The sequence below is a fragment of the Chryseobacterium scophthalmum genome, assembly GCF_900143185.1.
Taxonomy (GTDB): domain Bacteria; phylum Bacteroidota; class Bacteroidia; order Flavobacteriales; family Weeksellaceae; genus Chryseobacterium; species Chryseobacterium scophthalmum.
In genome coordinates this window covers 382,720-397,609 of the sequence record NZ_FSRQ01000002.1, presented here as the reverse complement: position 1 = coordinate 397,609, position 14,890 = coordinate 382,720, and the positions used below count along the sequence as shown (strand labels likewise).

The 14,890-nt window shown below is 34.5% G+C and carries 16 protein-coding genes; 11 read left to right on the top strand and 5 right to left on the bottom strand.

Annotated features, from left to right (window positions below; translation table 11 throughout):
* The first annotated feature begins 59 nt into the window (after positions 1-59).
* Entirely contained in the window at positions 60-500 is a 441-nt protein-coding gene (locus tag BUR17_RS12045) for an energy transducer TonB (protein WP_074230618.1), read from the top strand.
* Here the strand turns inward: BUR17_RS12045 and mutS are convergent, their stop codons facing one another.
* Together mutS and BUR17_RS12035 are read right to left on the bottom strand one after the other, a co-directional pair.
* Positions 501-3,089, bottom strand: coding sequence for a DNA mismatch repair protein MutS (gene mutS, locus BUR17_RS12040; RefSeq protein WP_074230617.1), 2,589 nt, complete (start codon positions 3,087-3,089; stop codon positions 501-503).
* A 234-nt stretch (positions 3,090-3,323) separates the two neighbouring features.
* On the bottom strand, positions 3,324-4,205 hold the full coding sequence (locus BUR17_RS12035; protein WP_074230616.1) for a cupin-like domain-containing protein: 882 nt from the start codon (positions 4,203-4,205) through the stop codon (positions 3,324-3,326).
* Positions 4,206-4,286: 81 nt separating this feature from the next.
* Between BUR17_RS12035 and BUR17_RS12030 the strand changes: the two genes are divergently transcribed.
* The 10 genes from BUR17_RS12030 (at position 4,287) to BUR17_RS11985 (ending at position 12,650) form a co-directional block, all read left to right on the top strand.
* Positions 4,287-5,168, top strand: a complete 882-nt coding sequence (locus tag BUR17_RS12030) for a bestrophin family protein (protein WP_074230615.1) — start codon at positions 4,287-4,289, stop codon at positions 5,166-5,168.
* Positions 5,169-5,239: 71 nt separating this feature from the next.
* Complete coding sequence (locus tag BUR17_RS12025; RefSeq protein ID WP_074230614.1) at positions 5,240-5,770, top strand: RNA methyltransferase; 531 nt, start codon at positions 5,240-5,242, stop codon at positions 5,768-5,770.
* 184 nt (positions 5,771-5,954) lie between these two features.
* Positions 5,955-6,605, top strand: a complete 651-nt coding sequence (locus BUR17_RS12020) for a CBS domain-containing protein (protein WP_074230613.1) — start codon at positions 5,955-5,957, stop codon at positions 6,603-6,605.
* A 1-nt stretch (position 6,606) separates the two neighbouring features.
* Entirely contained in the window at positions 6,607-7,473 is an 867-nt protein-coding gene (locus tag BUR17_RS12015; protein WP_074230612.1) for an NAD kinase, read from the top strand.
* Between the two features lie 73 nt (positions 7,474-7,546).
* Positions 7,547-8,617, top strand: a complete 1,071-nt coding sequence (fbaA, locus tag BUR17_RS12010; protein WP_074230611.1) for a class II fructose-bisphosphate aldolase — start codon at positions 7,547-7,549, stop codon at positions 8,615-8,617.
* Positions 8,618-8,706: 89 nt separating this feature from the next.
* Positions 8,707-9,561 (top strand): acetyl-CoA carboxylase, carboxyltransferase subunit beta, encoded by an 855-nt coding sequence (gene accD / locus BUR17_RS12005; RefSeq protein WP_074230610.1) that lies wholly within the window; start codon positions 8,707-8,709, stop codon positions 9,559-9,561.
* A 55-nt stretch (positions 9,562-9,616) separates the two neighbouring features.
* A complete protein-coding gene (locus BUR17_RS12000; RefSeq protein WP_074230609.1) occupies positions 9,617-10,129 on the top strand; it encodes a DUF6973 domain-containing protein in 513 nt (170 codons plus the stop codon).
* Positions 10,130-10,283: 154 nt separating this feature from the next.
* On the top strand, positions 10,284-11,687 hold the full coding sequence (locus BUR17_RS11995) for a nucleoside recognition domain-containing protein (RefSeq protein ID WP_074230608.1): 1,404 nt from the start codon (positions 10,284-10,286) through the stop codon (positions 11,685-11,687).
* A gap of 34 nt (positions 11,688-11,721) precedes the next feature.
* A complete protein-coding gene (locus tag BUR17_RS11990; RefSeq protein WP_074230607.1) occupies positions 11,722-12,207 on the top strand; it encodes a hypothetical protein in 486 nt (161 codons plus the stop codon).
* A gap of 50 nt (positions 12,208-12,257) precedes the next feature.
* On the top strand, positions 12,258-12,650 hold the full coding sequence (locus tag BUR17_RS11985) for a hypothetical protein (protein ID WP_074230606.1): 393 nt from the start codon (positions 12,258-12,260) through the stop codon (positions 12,648-12,650).
* Positions 12,651-12,665: 15 nt separating this feature from the next.
* Here BUR17_RS11985 and BUR17_RS11980 read toward each other — a convergent pair whose 3' ends face one another.
* From BUR17_RS11980 to BUR17_RS11970, 3 genes are all read right to left on the bottom strand, one after another.
* Positions 12,666-13,544 carry a ferric siderophore ABC transporter substrate-binding protein gene (locus tag BUR17_RS11980; RefSeq protein ID WP_074230605.1) on the bottom strand — a complete coding sequence of 293 codons (879 nt, stop codon included), beginning with the start codon at positions 13,542-13,544 and terminating at the stop codon, positions 12,666-12,668.
* 85 nt (positions 13,545-13,629) lie between these two features.
* Positions 13,630-14,025: an ExbD/TolR family protein gene (locus tag BUR17_RS11975; RefSeq protein WP_074230604.1), complete on the bottom strand. Its 396-nt coding sequence runs from the start codon at positions 14,023-14,025 to the stop codon at positions 13,630-13,632.
* Between the two features lie 10 nt (positions 14,026-14,035).
* Positions 14,036-14,740, bottom strand: coding sequence for a MotA/TolQ/ExbB proton channel family protein (locus BUR17_RS11970; protein ID WP_074230603.1), 705 nt, complete (start codon positions 14,738-14,740; stop codon positions 14,036-14,038).
* Positions 14,741-14,890: the final 150 nt, after the last annotated feature.

The following is a 14,890-nucleotide window of genomic DNA, read 5'->3' as shown; positions in this document are numbered from 1 at the left end:
TTTCAAAGAGATTAAATCAGTTTCAGTACTTTGGCGTCTTTTTTTGAAAAAATTTAATCATGAAAAACCTTACTTTAATTATCATAATAATCTTAAACAGGTTTGTTTTCGGGCAAAATATTCCCGTACCTCCCGCAATGCCATCAATACCGAAAACAATAGAGAATATTCATGTAACTACAGTATGTCCCGATTATCCTGATCACGAAGCCTATTTTCCTAATGGCACAGAAACTTTTATTAAAAAGCTAGAAAATGCAGTATTATTAGACTCTGTAAAAACTAAGAATGGAGAAAACACTCTTAAAGCGATTCTTAATTTTATTGTCGAACGAGATGGGAGCATCGCAGAGATTGAAGTTATCGGTTCTGATATGAATTTTAATACAGTTGTAAAAAAATCTATGAAACAGATCAATGGCAAATGGATTCCTGCAAAACTTAATGGAAATTTTGTAAGAAGTAAACTTCAAATTCCTATTACTATAAATTTAAAATAATTACTTTCCAATCATCTTTTTAATAGAATTCAGCTTCATCAAAGCTTCAATCGGCGTTAAAGTATTGATGTCAATCTTCGTTAATTCTTCTCTGATATTTTCCAAAACAGGATCATCTAACTGAAAGAACGAAAGCTGCATATTTTCATCAGTTACTTTTTTAATACTTTCAGAAGAACCGCTTTGAGAGCGACTTGCTTCCAGAGTTTTCAGAATTTCATTAGCTCTGTTAACTACTTTTGCGGGCATTCCCGCCAGTTTTGCCACGTGAATACCAAAACTATGCTCACTTCCGCCAGGAACTAACTTTCTCAGGAAAATGATATTCCCTTTATTTTCCTGAATAGAAACATGGAAGTTTTTCACACGCTCAAAATTCACGGTCATTTCATTCAGCTCGTGATAATGCGTTGCAAATAAAGTCTTTGCCTGGGTCGGATGTTGATGAAGATATTCCGCGATCGCCCATGCAATTGAAACTCCATCGTACGTTGATGTACCACGCCCAATTTCGTCTAATAAAATCAAGCTTCTTTCAGAAATATTATTCAGAATATTCGCAGCTTCATTCATTTCCACCATAAAAGTAGATTCGCCAGCCGAAATATTATCGCTCGCCCCTACTCTGGTAAAAATTTTATCTAAAAGCCCTATTTCTGCATGCTTTGCCGGAACAAAACTTCCAATCTGCGCCATCAAACAAACAATTGCAGTTTGACGGAGGATTGCCGATTTACCCGCCATATTGGGTCCGGTAACCATAATAATTTGTTGAGAATCTTTATCTAAAAAGATATCATTTGGAATATATTTTTCGCCTAAAGGAAGCGCATTTTCAATAATAGGATGCCTTGCTTCTTTTAAATCAATCCCAAAACCATCGTTCAAAACAGGTTTTGTATAGCTTTCAGAAACCGCTAATTCAGAGAAACCTACTGCAACATCAAGCTGTGCAATGATATTTGAATTTTCCTGAATTCTGTCGATGTAAATCATCGTGTCTGAACAGACTTTTCGGTACAGCTGATTTTCAAGAACGCTGATTTTTTCTTCAGCACCCAAGATCTGGCTTTCATATTCTTTCAGTTCTTCAGTGATGTATCTTTCAGCATTTACAAGCGTTTGTTTTCTGATCCAATCATTCGGAACTTTATCTTTATGGGTATTTCTTACTTCAATAAAATACCCGAAAACATTATTAAAATCAATTTTCAGACTGGTAATTCCGGTGCGCTCCACTTCACGTTGACACATTTCGTCAAGAAAACCACGACCTTTATTTTGAAGACCTCTCAAATGATCGAGCTCTTCAGAAATATTCTGCTTAATTACATTTCCTTTCGCAAGGTTTACCGGAAGTTCTTCATTTAAATGATTCTCAAGCAATTCAATCAATTCATCTAATGAATTTAAAGGTTCCAGCCAAGCTAAAATATCAGCATGAGGATGAAGTAATCCTTTAATTTTCTGAATATTAATCAAACTTTGACGCAGATAACCCAATTCTTTAGGTGAAATTTTTTCTGCCGCTAGTTTTCCCATCAATCGATCCAGATCTGAAATCGCACGCAATAATTGCGAAATTTCATATTTCAATTGATCATTTTCGTTTAAAAAATCAATCAGAGAAAGTCGTCTTCCAATTTCTTCGACAGATTTTAAAGGAAGAATAATTCTTCTTCTCAATAATCTTCCGCCCATTGGTGTGGAAGTTTTATCGATAATATCCAGAAGAGATTTTCCTTTCGGATTACTCGGATAAACGATTTCAAGATTTCTCAGCGTAAAATGATCCATCATCAGATAATCTTCCTGCGGAATGATCTGAATCTTGGTAATGTGCGCCAATAATTTGTGGTGCGTATCTTCAACCAGATAAGCAAAAATAGCTCCTGCTGCAGTAATTGCGAGAGGAAGCCCCTCTACTCCAAAACCTTTTAATGAATTGGTTTTAAACTGATTTGTTAATTTTTCGTAGGCAAAATTGTATTGATATGCCCAATCTTCCAATTTAAAAACATTCCTATTTTTCAGCTGATCTGGGATCTGTACACTTCTTTGATAAATAATTTCACTCGGATCAAACGTATTGATGATGTGTAAAATCTTATCTAAATTCCCTTCACTCACCAAAAATTCTCCGGTGGAAACATCAACCAAAGCAATTCCATATTTTTCTTTTTCTTTATGTAGTGAAAGCAGGAAATTATTCTTTTTTGAACTTAAAACCTGATCATTGAACGTCACACCTGGTGTAACCAATTCTGTTACGCCACGTTTTACAATTCCTTTGACGGTTTTTGGATCTTCCAACTGGTCGCAAATCGCAACACGAATTCCTGCTCTTACCAATTTTGGCAAATAAGAATCTACCGAATGGTGCGGAAAACCAGCCAATTCGATATGACCTTCTCCGTTGGCTCTTTTGGTAAGAACAATGCCTAAAATTTGAGAAGTTCGAACGGCATCCTGTCCAAAAGTTTCATAGAAATCTCCCACTCTGAAAAGTAAAAGTGCATCAGGATATCTCGCCTTGATGGTATTGTACTGCGTCATTAACGGGGTTTCTTTCTTCGTCGCCTTTGCCATTGAAATGTTCTTAAAATTGGGTTGGTAAAAGTATGAAATAAAAAAGAAGGAGGAAATGATACTTTTTCATTTTTCCCACAGATTTTCATGGATAATTGAGGAAAAATTGCCACGAATGCACGAATTAGTTTATGATCATTTTCCTTAAATGATGTTTTAAACAATTTTACGTGAAAAAAATTCGTGCATTCGTGGCTTAATAATCTGTGAAAATCTGCAAAATCTGTGGGAAACTCAAATTTTCATCTTTTTCAGATGTTTCTCCAAAGCTTCTGTTGCCTTTTCATACGCCCATTTTTGCTTAAAATTCACCCAATTTGCTTTAAAAAGTTTTCGCATTAGTTTATCAGTATATCTCATGATGAAAACATGATACATCATATTGGCAAAAACTTTAGGTTTGTTAGGTAAAGCTCTTAACGACATCGAAAAGCCAGGTTCCAAATATCTGTTGAAATGCCAGAAAGCTCCGGGAATGAAAAGTGCATCGCCGTGTTCCATGAAAATCTCAATGCCTTTTGCGTATTTCAAAGCAGGAAATTTCTCGTAATCCGGATTCTCATAATCAATATCATAAACCGTGTGAACCGAAAGTGGAACTTTATATAAAAACTTCGACTGTTTCTGGTCAAACAAAAGAATTCTCTTCTTGCCTTCAAAATGAAAGTGCATAAAATCTCCCAAGTCAACGTCATAATGCATTAAAACATGCGCATCACTTCCGCCAAAAAATAATGTAGGAAGCCTTTTGAAAAATTTAATTCCCAAATCAGGATATGTAAAATTTTTAAGCAACTCAGGAAGACGGTCGGTAATAATATAAAAGAAGATGCGAAGGTCTGAAGGTTTAGATCTTATCGTATCGATATAATCTTTCATTTTCATCTTTGCGACAGGTGCATCAGAACTTTTCTTAGAATCGGCTGGTTTGTTATCGTACAACGGAACTTCTTGCTCACCCGCTTTTTCTTTAATGAAATCAAAATTCCATTTGTCGAAAGCTTCCCAGCGGCTCGCATAATTTTTTATGAGCAATGGTTTCTGTTTTTTGAAATAATTTTGCTGAAAATCTTCTTTCGTTATATCGTTTACAACGTCTACGTTTTCAAGAATCATGGGTTTGTAATTTAATGCGAAATAAAAATAGTGTTTTTTTGAAATTTATAAAAATTTATCTTTGCAAGACAAACATCATCCATGAGAGTTTACAATACCAAACATTTCCTGAAAATATTGGTCAGCTTACACAAAAGCGACACCATGAAAATCCTTTTTCCAACAATGATTTTGATGGCTGTTTATTCTTACGGAATCCAGTATCTGGAAATTGAATATCTGCATTTGACCTCAAAATCTAAAGTCAGCAATGTAGGGATTATCCATTCTTTATTGGGATTTGTCTTGTCTTTATTATTGGTTTTCAGAACCAATACCGCTTACGACAGATGGTGGGAAGGCAGAAAACTTTGGGGGAAACTGGTGAATGACACAAGAAATTTCGCCGTAAAAATCAATATGATTCTTTCAGAAGACAGAGATTCTGCAAACCAAATTGCACGTTACTTAAAATACTATCCCCATTTTTTAGCGAAACATCTTTCTCAGGAATCTACAAGATTGGCTTTGGATGAAGATTATTCTGAAATTGAAAAATCTTTAAAAAATCACGGACCTACAGATTTGGTGATCCTTTTAACCCACAAATTGTATCAATTAAAAAAGGAAGGAAAAATTTCTGATATAGAAATGCTGTATTTAGACACTCAAATTTCAGGTTTTCTTGATGTTTGCGGAGGTTGTGAAAGAATTAAAAACACCCCGATTCCTTATTCATATTCTTCATTTATAAAAAAATTCATCATTTTATATGTTTTGGCTTTACCGATTGCTTACGTGATCAATCTTGGATACTTCATGATTCCATTGACGGTTTTTGTGTATTATGTATTGATGAGTCTGGAATTAATTGCTGAGGAAATTGAAGATCCTTTCAATAATGACGAGAATGATATTCCGATGGAAACGATCGCTCAGAATATTGAAAAAAATGTGCATCAGATCATGGGTGCAAAAAAATAAAAATAATGAATCGTTTTTAAATCCGTTCATAAAGAAGAATTCGTAAATTGTAATAAGAAATAAAAATTATTTTGGTAAATAAATTAAAACTGGAAGAACTCAACAGAATTGATGTAGAAACTTTTAAAAAGGTTGAGAAAATTCCGTTGGTAGTCGTTTTAGATAATATAAGAAGCATGCACAATGTGGGTGCTACTTTTAGAACAGCAGATGCTTTTTTGGTTCAGAAAATTATTCTGTGTGGAATTACACCACAACCGCCACACCGTGAAATTCACAAAGCGGCTTTAGGCGCAACAGAAAGTGTAGATTGGAGTTATGAAAGCGACATTAACACAACTATCAATGATTTAAAAAGCCAGGGTTTTGAAGTTGTAGGTATCGAGCAAACGACAAACAGTACAATGATCACTGATTTTAAAATCGAAAACACTAAAAAATATGCGGTGATTTTAGGCAATGAAGTAGAAGGAATCAGCGATGAAGTTTTGCAGAATATCGATTCTTTTATTGAAATTCCACAGCTCGGAACAAAGCATTCTTTAAACGTAAGCGTATGCGGTGGAATCGTGATGTGGGAGTTTGCAAAAGCCCTAAAATAAAAAAACTGCGTCTGTCAAAAGACAGTGCAGTTTGAAATAAATCTAATAAAAAGTAAAAATGAAAGGCGACAAAGATACTTTATTTTTCTTTACGAACAAATTTTTGAATCCGTTTTTTTACTTTTTTGAAAAATAACTTAACTTTTAGAGAAAGGTTTCGTTTAAAATTTTATAAATTAGCACAATGTTTATCAAGGACTATATCTCAAAAGATTTTCCGTGTTTTCATCTGACTGACTCTATCGAATCAGCTAGAGAAACTTTAGAAGCATTTGGATATACGCATATTTTCATTAAAAAATCCCACCACTTTTACGGAGCCATCGCCAAAGACTTCCTTTATGAGGAGGAAGGTACTCTGAAAAATCTGGAACATCAGATCGAGCGGTTTGCGATTTTGGAAGACAATAATATCATGGATAGCATCCGATTGTTTTATACATTCAATGCCAATGTGATTCCTGTGATCAACAAAAACGAAAAATATCTGGGATACATCTGTTGTGATGATGTTTTTCAGACCTTTTCAAAATACCCTCTGTTTTCGGAAACCGGCGCTATTCTTACGATAGAAACTCCGGCAAGAAAATATTCAATGACAGAAATTGCCAATATCGTCGAGAGCAACAACTCTAAATTTTACGGCGGATTTATCAGTTTCATGTCGGATGAAGTGATTCACATCACCATCAAAATCAGTAACGAAAATCTAGCTTCAATTGATGCAACATTTGACCGTTATGATTACAGAATTGTAGAAAAATATTATTCTGATGAGAAAACAGATCTTTTCAAAGACCGTTTAGGTTTTTTACAAAAATTTATCGAAATATAATATGAAGGCAGCCATATATTCTCAGAAAAAAGATCTTGATACTTTTTTATATTTAAGCAAATTTATTTCTGAACTGGAAAGCAGAGGTGTAAAATCTGTTTTGTTTGACGAAATGGCTGAAGCGCTTCAGTTTTCTAAAATTTTTGAAACTTTTGGCAACAAACAGGATCTTATCGATAAAGAAGTTGATCTTTTCTTCACTTTCGGAGGCGATGGAACCATTGTAAACTCTTTAACTTTCATTGAAGATCTTGAAATTCCTGTTGTAGGGGTCAACACCGGAAGACTTGGGTTTTTGGCAAGTTTCACTAAAGAAGAAGCCTTTAAAGAACTCGATTCTATTTTAAAAGGTGATGTAAAAACCAGCCGAAGATCTGTAATAGAAGTTGTTTCGCCAAAATCTGACGAGTTTTTTCCGTATGCTTTAAATGATGTAACGGTTTCCAGAAAAGAGACGACATCAATGGTAACGGTAGATTCTTATATTAATGATGAATTTTTAAATGTATTTTGGGGTGATGGTGTTATTGTTTCTACACCGACAGGTTCTACAGCTTATTCATTAAGTTGCGGCGGACCGATTATTTCTCCAAACAACGAAAATTTTGTTATTACACCGATTGCTCCACACAATTTAAATGTAAGACCTTTGGTTGTTAATGATAAAGTAGAAATTAAATTTAAAGTGGAAAGCAGAGTTCCGCAATATTCTCTTTCATTAGATTCAAGATTAATTCATATCGAAACCGATAAAGAAATTATAATCAAAAAGGCGAGCTTCCAGCTATTATTGGTGCAGCCCAACAATTTGAGTTTCTACGAAACCATCCGTCAGAAGCTACTTTGGGGACGCGATAAAAGAAATTAGTAATTTCTTAAAATTGATTACCTTTACAAGAATTTTCAAAAAATATCCTAATATTATTATAATAAAGTAAAACATGAGCAGAATTTTCCCGGCAGGAGTTGCCACAGGTCAGTTAGTTACAGATATTTTTCAATATGCTAAAGAAAACAAATTTGCATTACCTGCAGTGAACGTAATCGGTTCTAGCAACGTAAACGCAGTAATGGAAACTGCAGCAAAATTAAATTCACCTGTTATCATTCAGTTTTCTAACGGTGGAGCAGCTTTTAACGCTGGAAAAGGACTTAGCAATGACGCTCAGAAATCAGCTATTTTAGGTGGTATCGCAGGAGCTAGACATATTCATACCCTTGCTGAAGCTTACGGAGCAACAGTAATTTTACATACAGATCACGCTGCAAAAAAATTGTTGCCTTGGATCGATGGTTTGATGGATGCAAACGAAGAATTCTTCAAGCAGACAGGAAAATCTCTTTACTCTTCTCACATGCTTGATCTTTCTGAAGAATCTTTAGAAGAAAACCTTGAGATTTCCGCTCAATATTTCGAAAGAATGGCAAAAATGCAGATGACTCTAGAAGTTGAGATCGGGGTTACAGGAGGTGAAGAAGACGGTGTAGACAATTCTAGTGTAGATAACTCTTTATTGTACACACAACCTGAAGACATCGCTTACACTTACGAAAAACTAAAAGCAGTTTCTGATAACTTTACCATTGCAGCAGCTTTCGGAAACGTACACGGAGTTTACAAACCAGGGAACGTAGTTCTTACTCCAAAAATCTTAGATAACTCTCAGAAATTTGTTCAGGAGAAATTCGGAACTGCAGAGAAGCCAATTAATTTTGTATTCCACGGTGGTTCAGGTTCTTCTTTAGAAGAGATCAGAGAAGCTATTGATTACGGGGTAATTAAGATGAATATTGATACCGATCTTCAGTTCGCTTACACAGAAGGAATCAGAGATTACATGGTAAACAATGTAGAATATTTGAAAACTCAAATCGGAAACCCTGAAGGAGAAGAAAAGCCTAACAAAAAATATTATGACCCAAGAGTTTGGATCAGAAAAGGTGAAGAAACTTTCTCTAAGAGATTAATTCAGGCATTTGAAGATTTAAATAACGTAAATACTTTAAAATAAAAATTGTATCAGTGTATTAATGTAAAATGTATTCATGATTTGAAAATTTTACATTAATACACTTACTTTTATACATTAATACATACAAGATGGCATTCGACTGGTTTAAAAGAAAAGCACAAAATATTACCACTTCTACAGATGATAAAAAAGACGTACCAAAAGGTCTTTGGCATCAGACTCCATCAGGAAAAGTAGTGGAACACGACGAATTAAAGAAAAACAATTATGTTTCTCCTGAAGACGATTTTCATGTAAGAATAGGAAGTGCAGAGTTTTTTGACATCCTTTTTGACGAAGGAAAATTCACTGAGCTTGATCCAAATGTGGAAAGTATTGATATTCTTAGCTTTAAAGATACCAAGTCATATACCGACCGTCTAAAAGAAGTAAAAGCAAAAACAAAGCTTACTGATTCTATCAGAAATGCTGTAGGAACCGTAAACGGAACCGAGATGGTAGTTTCTTGTATGGATTTTGCGTTCATCGGAGGATCTTTAGGTTCTGTGATGGGTGAAAAAATCAGAAGAGCAATTGATTACTGTATCGAAAAAAGACTTCCATACATGATTATTTGTCAGTCTGGAGGAGCAAGAATGCAGGAAGCAACATATTCTTTGATGCAGTTGGCAAAAGTTCAGGCTAAATTGGCTCAGCTTTCAGAAGCAGGACTTTTATACATCGCTTATCTTTGTGACCCAACTTTCGGTGGAATTACCGCTTCTTTTGCAATGACTGCAGATATTATTATGGCAGAACCAAAAGCTTTGATCGGATTTGCAGGACCAAGAGTTATCCGTGAAACCATCGGTAGAGATTTACCGGAAGGTTTCCAGACTTCAGAATTTTTACAGGAAAAAGGTTTTGTAGATTTTATTGTGAAAAGAACAGAAATTAAAGAAGTTGTTTCTAAAACAGTAAATCTTTTGGCTGTAAAAGCTTAAAATTTAAACTAAAAAACATATCATCTCTCTCAATTTGGGAGAGATTTTTATTTTTATGAGGACATTTAAAGTCGTTTTAAATACCATCACATCAATGAGTTTAAAGAAAATCTTTAGACTCTTATCTGCTGTTTTACCGCACCCTCTTTTTTCGATTTTAAGTTTTTACGCAACGATAAAAGCCTTTTCTATCGCACAGAAACTTTATCCTAAAACAGCATCAAAAAACGGTGAAGGAAATGCTTTCAGACATTCACTTTGGTGTTGCCTGATTATGATGTATTGCAGCAAGGTTTCTTCACCTCAAAAAGCATTAGATTTCTGCAAAAAAATCACCGATCTTCACGAAGAATTATTTCCGAATGAACCTTTGGAAACAAAAATGGATCTCCATAATAATAAAATAGGGATGGATTATTTCATGGAACTTCTTCCTGGAATTCATCGTCAGTTTTTTGAGAAAAGCTTTTTTATTAAAGAATTACAAAAGAAAACAGCCAATGCCAAAATTTTGAAAAGTCTGGATGATGATTTTGAAGGAGAACTGGTTTATCTGGATGAAAAATAACAACTTCTTTTTGTCATCCCGTAGGAATCTAGATTCGAATCTTTAAATTATAAACTTAGATTCCTACGGAATGACAAACATTGTGGAAATTTATTTTCATCCTTTTTGTAATCTGAAGAATTTTTAACTAAGTTTAAACAATTAATTTAATCAAATGGTTCTCAGCAGAATTTGGTCGGCTTTCATTATCATCGCCATTACTATTGCAAGTATAAAATACATCTCGTCAAGCCACTACAAAACCATTTTCAATGATATGGTTGTAGGAAAAGGCGGCGATACCGTACAAATTGCTACCCAAAACATCACTACACTCTCCCCCATTGTAAGAGACAGCCTGATGAAAAAAAATGATTTTGCAGAGAGCAGAATTCATTATAAAACAGATTCTCTGAAACAAAATGTAAGTGTTTATCGAGTTCAGGAAGCAGACGGTGTTATTGGAACTTCTGAAACTGCCGTTAAAATTTGTCTTGGTTTAATAGGAATCATGACGCTTTTCATGGGCTTCATGAGTATCGCCGAAAAAGCTGGTGGAATCAATCTTTTAAGCCGATTGATACAGCCATTTTTCTCAAAATTATTTCCAGAAATCCCAAAGAATCATCCTGCTTTCGGTCATATGTTGATGAACTTTAGCGCAAATCTTTTAGGTTTAGATAATGCCGCAACTCCTTTTGGTCTAAAAGCAATGGAAAGTTTACAGACATTAAACCCAAATAAAGAGACAGCGAGCAATTCACAAATTATGTTTCTCTGCCTTCACGCAGGCGGAATGACATTGATTCCGGTTTCTATTATTGCAATCAGAGCTTCGATGGGTTCAAAAACTCCTACAGATATTTTTCTTCCGTGTATGATTGCAACATTTGCTGCGACTTTAGCGGCAATGATTATTGTTTCTGCTTATCAAAAAATAAATCTATTAAAACCTATTGTTCTGGCCTATGTCGGAGGAATTTCAGCATTGATTGCGCTTTTGGTTGTCTATTTAGTTCAATTGAGCAAAAACGAACTGGATGATTTCAGCAAAGTTTTAAGCAATGGTTTGATCTTATTTATTTTTATTGCCATTGTTCTCGGAGCCGTTTACAAAAAAATTAATGTTTTTGACGCTTTTATTGAAGGTGCAAAAGAAGGTTTCTGGACGTGTGTAAAAATTATCCCCTATTTGGTAGGAATGCTGATTGCAATTTCTCTTTTAAGAACTTCAGGAGTTTTTGACGTCATTATTGATGGAATGAAATGGATTGCCAATACGGCCAATTTAGACGCCAGATTTGTCGACGGACTTCCGACTGCTTTAATTAAGCCTTTATCCGGTTCAGGAGCAAGAGGAATGATGGTTGATACAATGGCAACTTTTGGAGCAGACAGTTTTCAGGGGAAATTGGCAGCAGTTCTTCAGGGAAGCTCAGACACGACGTTTTACGTGATTGCAGTTTATTTTGGAGCCGTAGCTGTAAAGAATACAAGATATACGGTAGTTGCTATGCTTTTGGCTGATTTGGTGGGTGTAATTACTGCAATTGGATTGGCATATTTGTTTTTCGCTTAAAAAGTGTGAGTAACTCCGATTTAAATTTAGATAAATGAAATCAATCCTATTTACATTTTTAATTCTGTCATTTAACTCTTTCATTTTTGCACAAGGAGGATGGAATATTGGTTATTTAAAAGTTGAGAATATTAATAAAAATGATATTGGGAAAACATTTAGAATAGATTTTAAATCTGACAAAATAAAAGAGAAAGATCCTTTTATAAGGTCATATTTTAGTACAAAAGATTCTAACTTTCTATTAATTGACAATAACAAAATTAAATTTATTGAAGAAAGAAAAATCCACGTTGACTCAGGTTATTACAACGATCAATTTTTAATTTGTAAAAGTTGTAAAGCACCTCTCAGAATTCTAGATGTGGTTTTGCTGGAAATAAAACCAGAAAAGCTAGTTTTTCTAGCTGATTTTGAATTGGGTATTGATGATAAAGCCAATACAATAAAGTTCAAAAAAGAAATTGAAATTTCTAAAAATGACTTAGACGGATTATTTTTTTTAGATTCTAAATCTTAATTAATATTATATAAACCATTAACAAACAACGATCAACAAGCAACTAGATTATGATTACAGATAAAGAATTCACATTAAGATTAATACGTCAATTAACTCAAGCTTTAGAAAAACTGATTTTAGATAAACCTGAAGAAAGTTTAATGCAGAAAGAGCTCGATTTTGATTCTTTAATGAAAGACATTTTTAAATTTGATTTTAAAGAACTTTCATCAAAATCAAAGGAAGAAATCATCGAAATTGTGAACGAAAGACAGGAAAGAGATCACAAAGATTATTACGAAATGCTTGGAAATCTTTTCTATTACAACGGTAAAGGTGAAAAGAATAATGACTTCCTAGACAAAGGAAAAACATTCTACGAACTCTATCTTAAAACCAGCGGAATTTTTGCACTTCCCATTATCAATAGAATCAACGAAATAAAAAAAGCACTTGAATAAAGTGCTTTTGTATTTTTAGAATGTGATATTGTAAGTTCCGGTGGATGAGACGCTGGCTTTTTCAGCTTTCACGTATTTCTTCACCCATGCAACAGATGTAGAAACCACACAAGGATCTGAAACTCCTCCTGATCTTCTTGCTGAAGAAATATTTCCGGCTTTATCTACAGTATAAGCTATTGTGATCGATCCGCTTGCTGTACAATTGTGGCTTGGTTGTGCACCTCCTCTTCCCATTGTTCCGGGAATATATCCAATCAATCGACGGTCAATTCCTACTTTGCTATCTCCATTTCCATCTCCGCCTAAAGGATCGCCATTGTTCCCAATTCCAGTTCCTGTACCTTGACTTCCGGCTTTTGTTCCACGACCTCTAATTAGATTTCCGATGGCTGCAGTTCCTTTTCCGTCACCATTTCCGGTTTTAGAATTGGCAGTTTTTGCAGAACTTTTTGTGCTTTTGGTAGTCGAACTTGCCGTTGATTTTTTATTGGTTTTTGAATCTTCTTTTTTCGGAGCGGTAACTTTGGTATTTGTTCCGGTAATTATTTTTTCTTTAACCTCAGTTTTTTTTGATTCCGGTTTTGGATCGGGAACGATAACCGTTTTAGGCTCGGAAACAACATTCTCCACCGGTTCAGGAGCTGTTTCTATAGCTTTTGCAGCCAAACTTCCTTCCTGATTGGCAGGTTCTTCAATTCCCGCTCCGTTTCTGTTATCTCCAAAATTGACGAGCATTGTAGTAATCACTTCAGGTTCTTTCGGGCGCTCAGTCGGTTTCATTTTATAGATGAAAACGAATAACAAAATAGCAGACCAAATAAGGATAGAAAGTACTGCACTCTTTACCTTATCTTTATTTTCTTCGGCTCTATTTATCGTATAACCTCTCATTGAATTATTGGTCTCAAATTATAATTTTTATTTGCCATGAATGCACTAATTTTCTTATTTGCGTATTCGTAGCAATGCAGAATGCTTATTCTTTTACCGTTGCAATGGCAATATTAAACTTATGCTTTTCTGCGATTTCCATTAAGAAAACTACATCTTTATGCATTGTGCTTTCGTCTGCTCTGATGGTAAATGATTTTGCTGATTTGCTCTGAAGATCACTCACAATTGTCTGTTCTACCAATTCTCTGCTTACAGGTTTATCATTTACAAAATACGATCCGTCTGGTTTTACACTTACCGTCATCGGATTCGGAATATTATTATCTACGCTTCCTGTTTGTGGAAGTTTTACATCAATCGCACTTTGATTAGCCGCAGAAGAGGTAATCATAAAGAAAATCAACATCAGCAAGATAACGTCCGTCATTGCTGCTAAACTGAATTCTGGATGCGCTTTATTTCTTCTCTGAATTTTCATCTGTTAGAATTTATAAAGGTTTATTGATAATATCTAAAAATTCTCCAGAAACATTCTGAGTTCTCAGAACGAATTTATCAATTCTTGTCAGCAAAATATTGTAGAAAAAATTTGCCGGAATTGCTACCGCCAAACCAACTGCAGTCTGTCCAAGAGCCGTATAAATACCTTCAGATAAAGTTTTCGGAGAGAAAGCGCCTTCAGCATGTGACAAATCGAAGAACGCAATAATCATCCCGATTACCGTTCCCAAAAGCCCCAACATCGGTGCAATACTTGGTACAACCGCCAAAAGGTTCAGATTTTTTTCCATATTGGCAACCTCAATTTGAGCCTGAGACTCCATTGCGCTTACAATATCAGAAACAGGTCTTCCTAATCTTGAGATTCCTTTCTCTAAAATTCTGGATTCCGGTGAATTCTGTGTTTTACAATAATCTGCTGCTGCCTCTATCTTCCCGTCTCTTATGAAGTCTTCGATGTTATTCATAAAATTAGAATCCGTTTTTGAAGTCATTCTTTTAATAAAGAAAAATCTTTCAAAAAAAAGATAAACCGAGAAAACTCCTAATAACAAAACAGTTACCATCACTATTTTAGCGAAAGCACCACCATGAAAAAGGATATTCCAAAAAGAAAATTCAAGCTTTTCTACAGGTACAGTAGGTACAGCGACCTGTGCAAATAAAATCTGAGTAAGTTCCGTTAACAGCATTAATTGATTATTTTTATAATGATTTTAAACGACAAAAATAATGGAATATTATTAATCCTTATCTTAAAATAAGCTTAAAAAACACATCCCAAAGCTAATAATGTCTTAAAAAAGCAAATTTCTTTCCAAAAAAGTATTTGAAAAGAAATT

Excerpts from the sequence above, each read along its gene's own strand:
- BUR17_RS12045 (WP_074230618.1), top strand. The coding sequence starts at position 60 with ATGAAAAACCTTACTTTAATTATCATAATAATCTTAAACAGGTTTGTT.
- mutS (WP_074230617.1), bottom strand. The coding sequence starts at position 3,089 with ATGGCAAAGGCGACGAAGAAAGAAACCCCGTTAATGACGCAGTACAAT.
- BUR17_RS12035 (WP_074230616.1), bottom strand. The coding sequence starts at position 4,205 with ATGATTCTTGAAAACGTAGACGTTGTAAACGATATAACGAAAGAAGAT.
- BUR17_RS12030 (WP_074230615.1), top strand. The coding sequence starts at position 4,287 with ATGAGAGTTTACAATACCAAACATTTCCTGAAAATATTGGTCAGCTTA.
- BUR17_RS12020 (WP_074230613.1), top strand. The coding sequence starts at position 5,955 with ATGTTTATCAAGGACTATATCTCAAAAGATTTTCCGTGTTTTCATCTG.
- BUR17_RS12015 (WP_074230612.1), top strand. The coding sequence starts at position 6,607 with ATGAAGGCAGCCATATATTCTCAGAAAAAAGATCTTGATACTTTTTTA.
- fbaA (WP_074230611.1), top strand. The coding sequence starts at position 7,547 with ATGAGCAGAATTTTCCCGGCAGGAGTTGCCACAGGTCAGTTAGTTACA.
- accD (WP_074230610.1), top strand. The coding sequence starts at position 8,707 with ATGGCATTCGACTGGTTTAAAAGAAAAGCACAAAATATTACCACTTCT.
- BUR17_RS12000 (WP_074230609.1), top strand. The coding sequence starts at position 9,617 with ATGAGGACATTTAAAGTCGTTTTAAATACCATCACATCAATGAGTTTA.
- BUR17_RS11995 (WP_074230608.1), top strand. The coding sequence starts at position 10,284 with ATGGTTCTCAGCAGAATTTGGTCGGCTTTCATTATCATCGCCATTACT.
- BUR17_RS11990 (WP_074230607.1), top strand. The coding sequence starts at position 11,722 with ATGAAATCAATCCTATTTACATTTTTAATTCTGTCATTTAACTCTTTC.
- BUR17_RS11985 (WP_074230606.1), top strand. The coding sequence starts at position 12,258 with ATGATTACAGATAAAGAATTCACATTAAGATTAATACGTCAATTAACT.
- BUR17_RS11980 (WP_074230605.1), bottom strand. The coding sequence starts at position 13,544 with ATGAGAGGTTATACGATAAATAGAGCCGAAGAAAATAAAGATAAGGTA.
- BUR17_RS11975 (WP_074230604.1), bottom strand. The coding sequence starts at position 14,025 with ATGAAAATTCAGAGAAGAAATAAAGCGCATCCAGAATTCAGTTTAGCA.
- BUR17_RS11970 (WP_074230603.1), bottom strand. The coding sequence starts at position 14,740 with ATGCTGTTAACGGAACTTACTCAGATTTTATTTGCACAGGTCGCTGTA.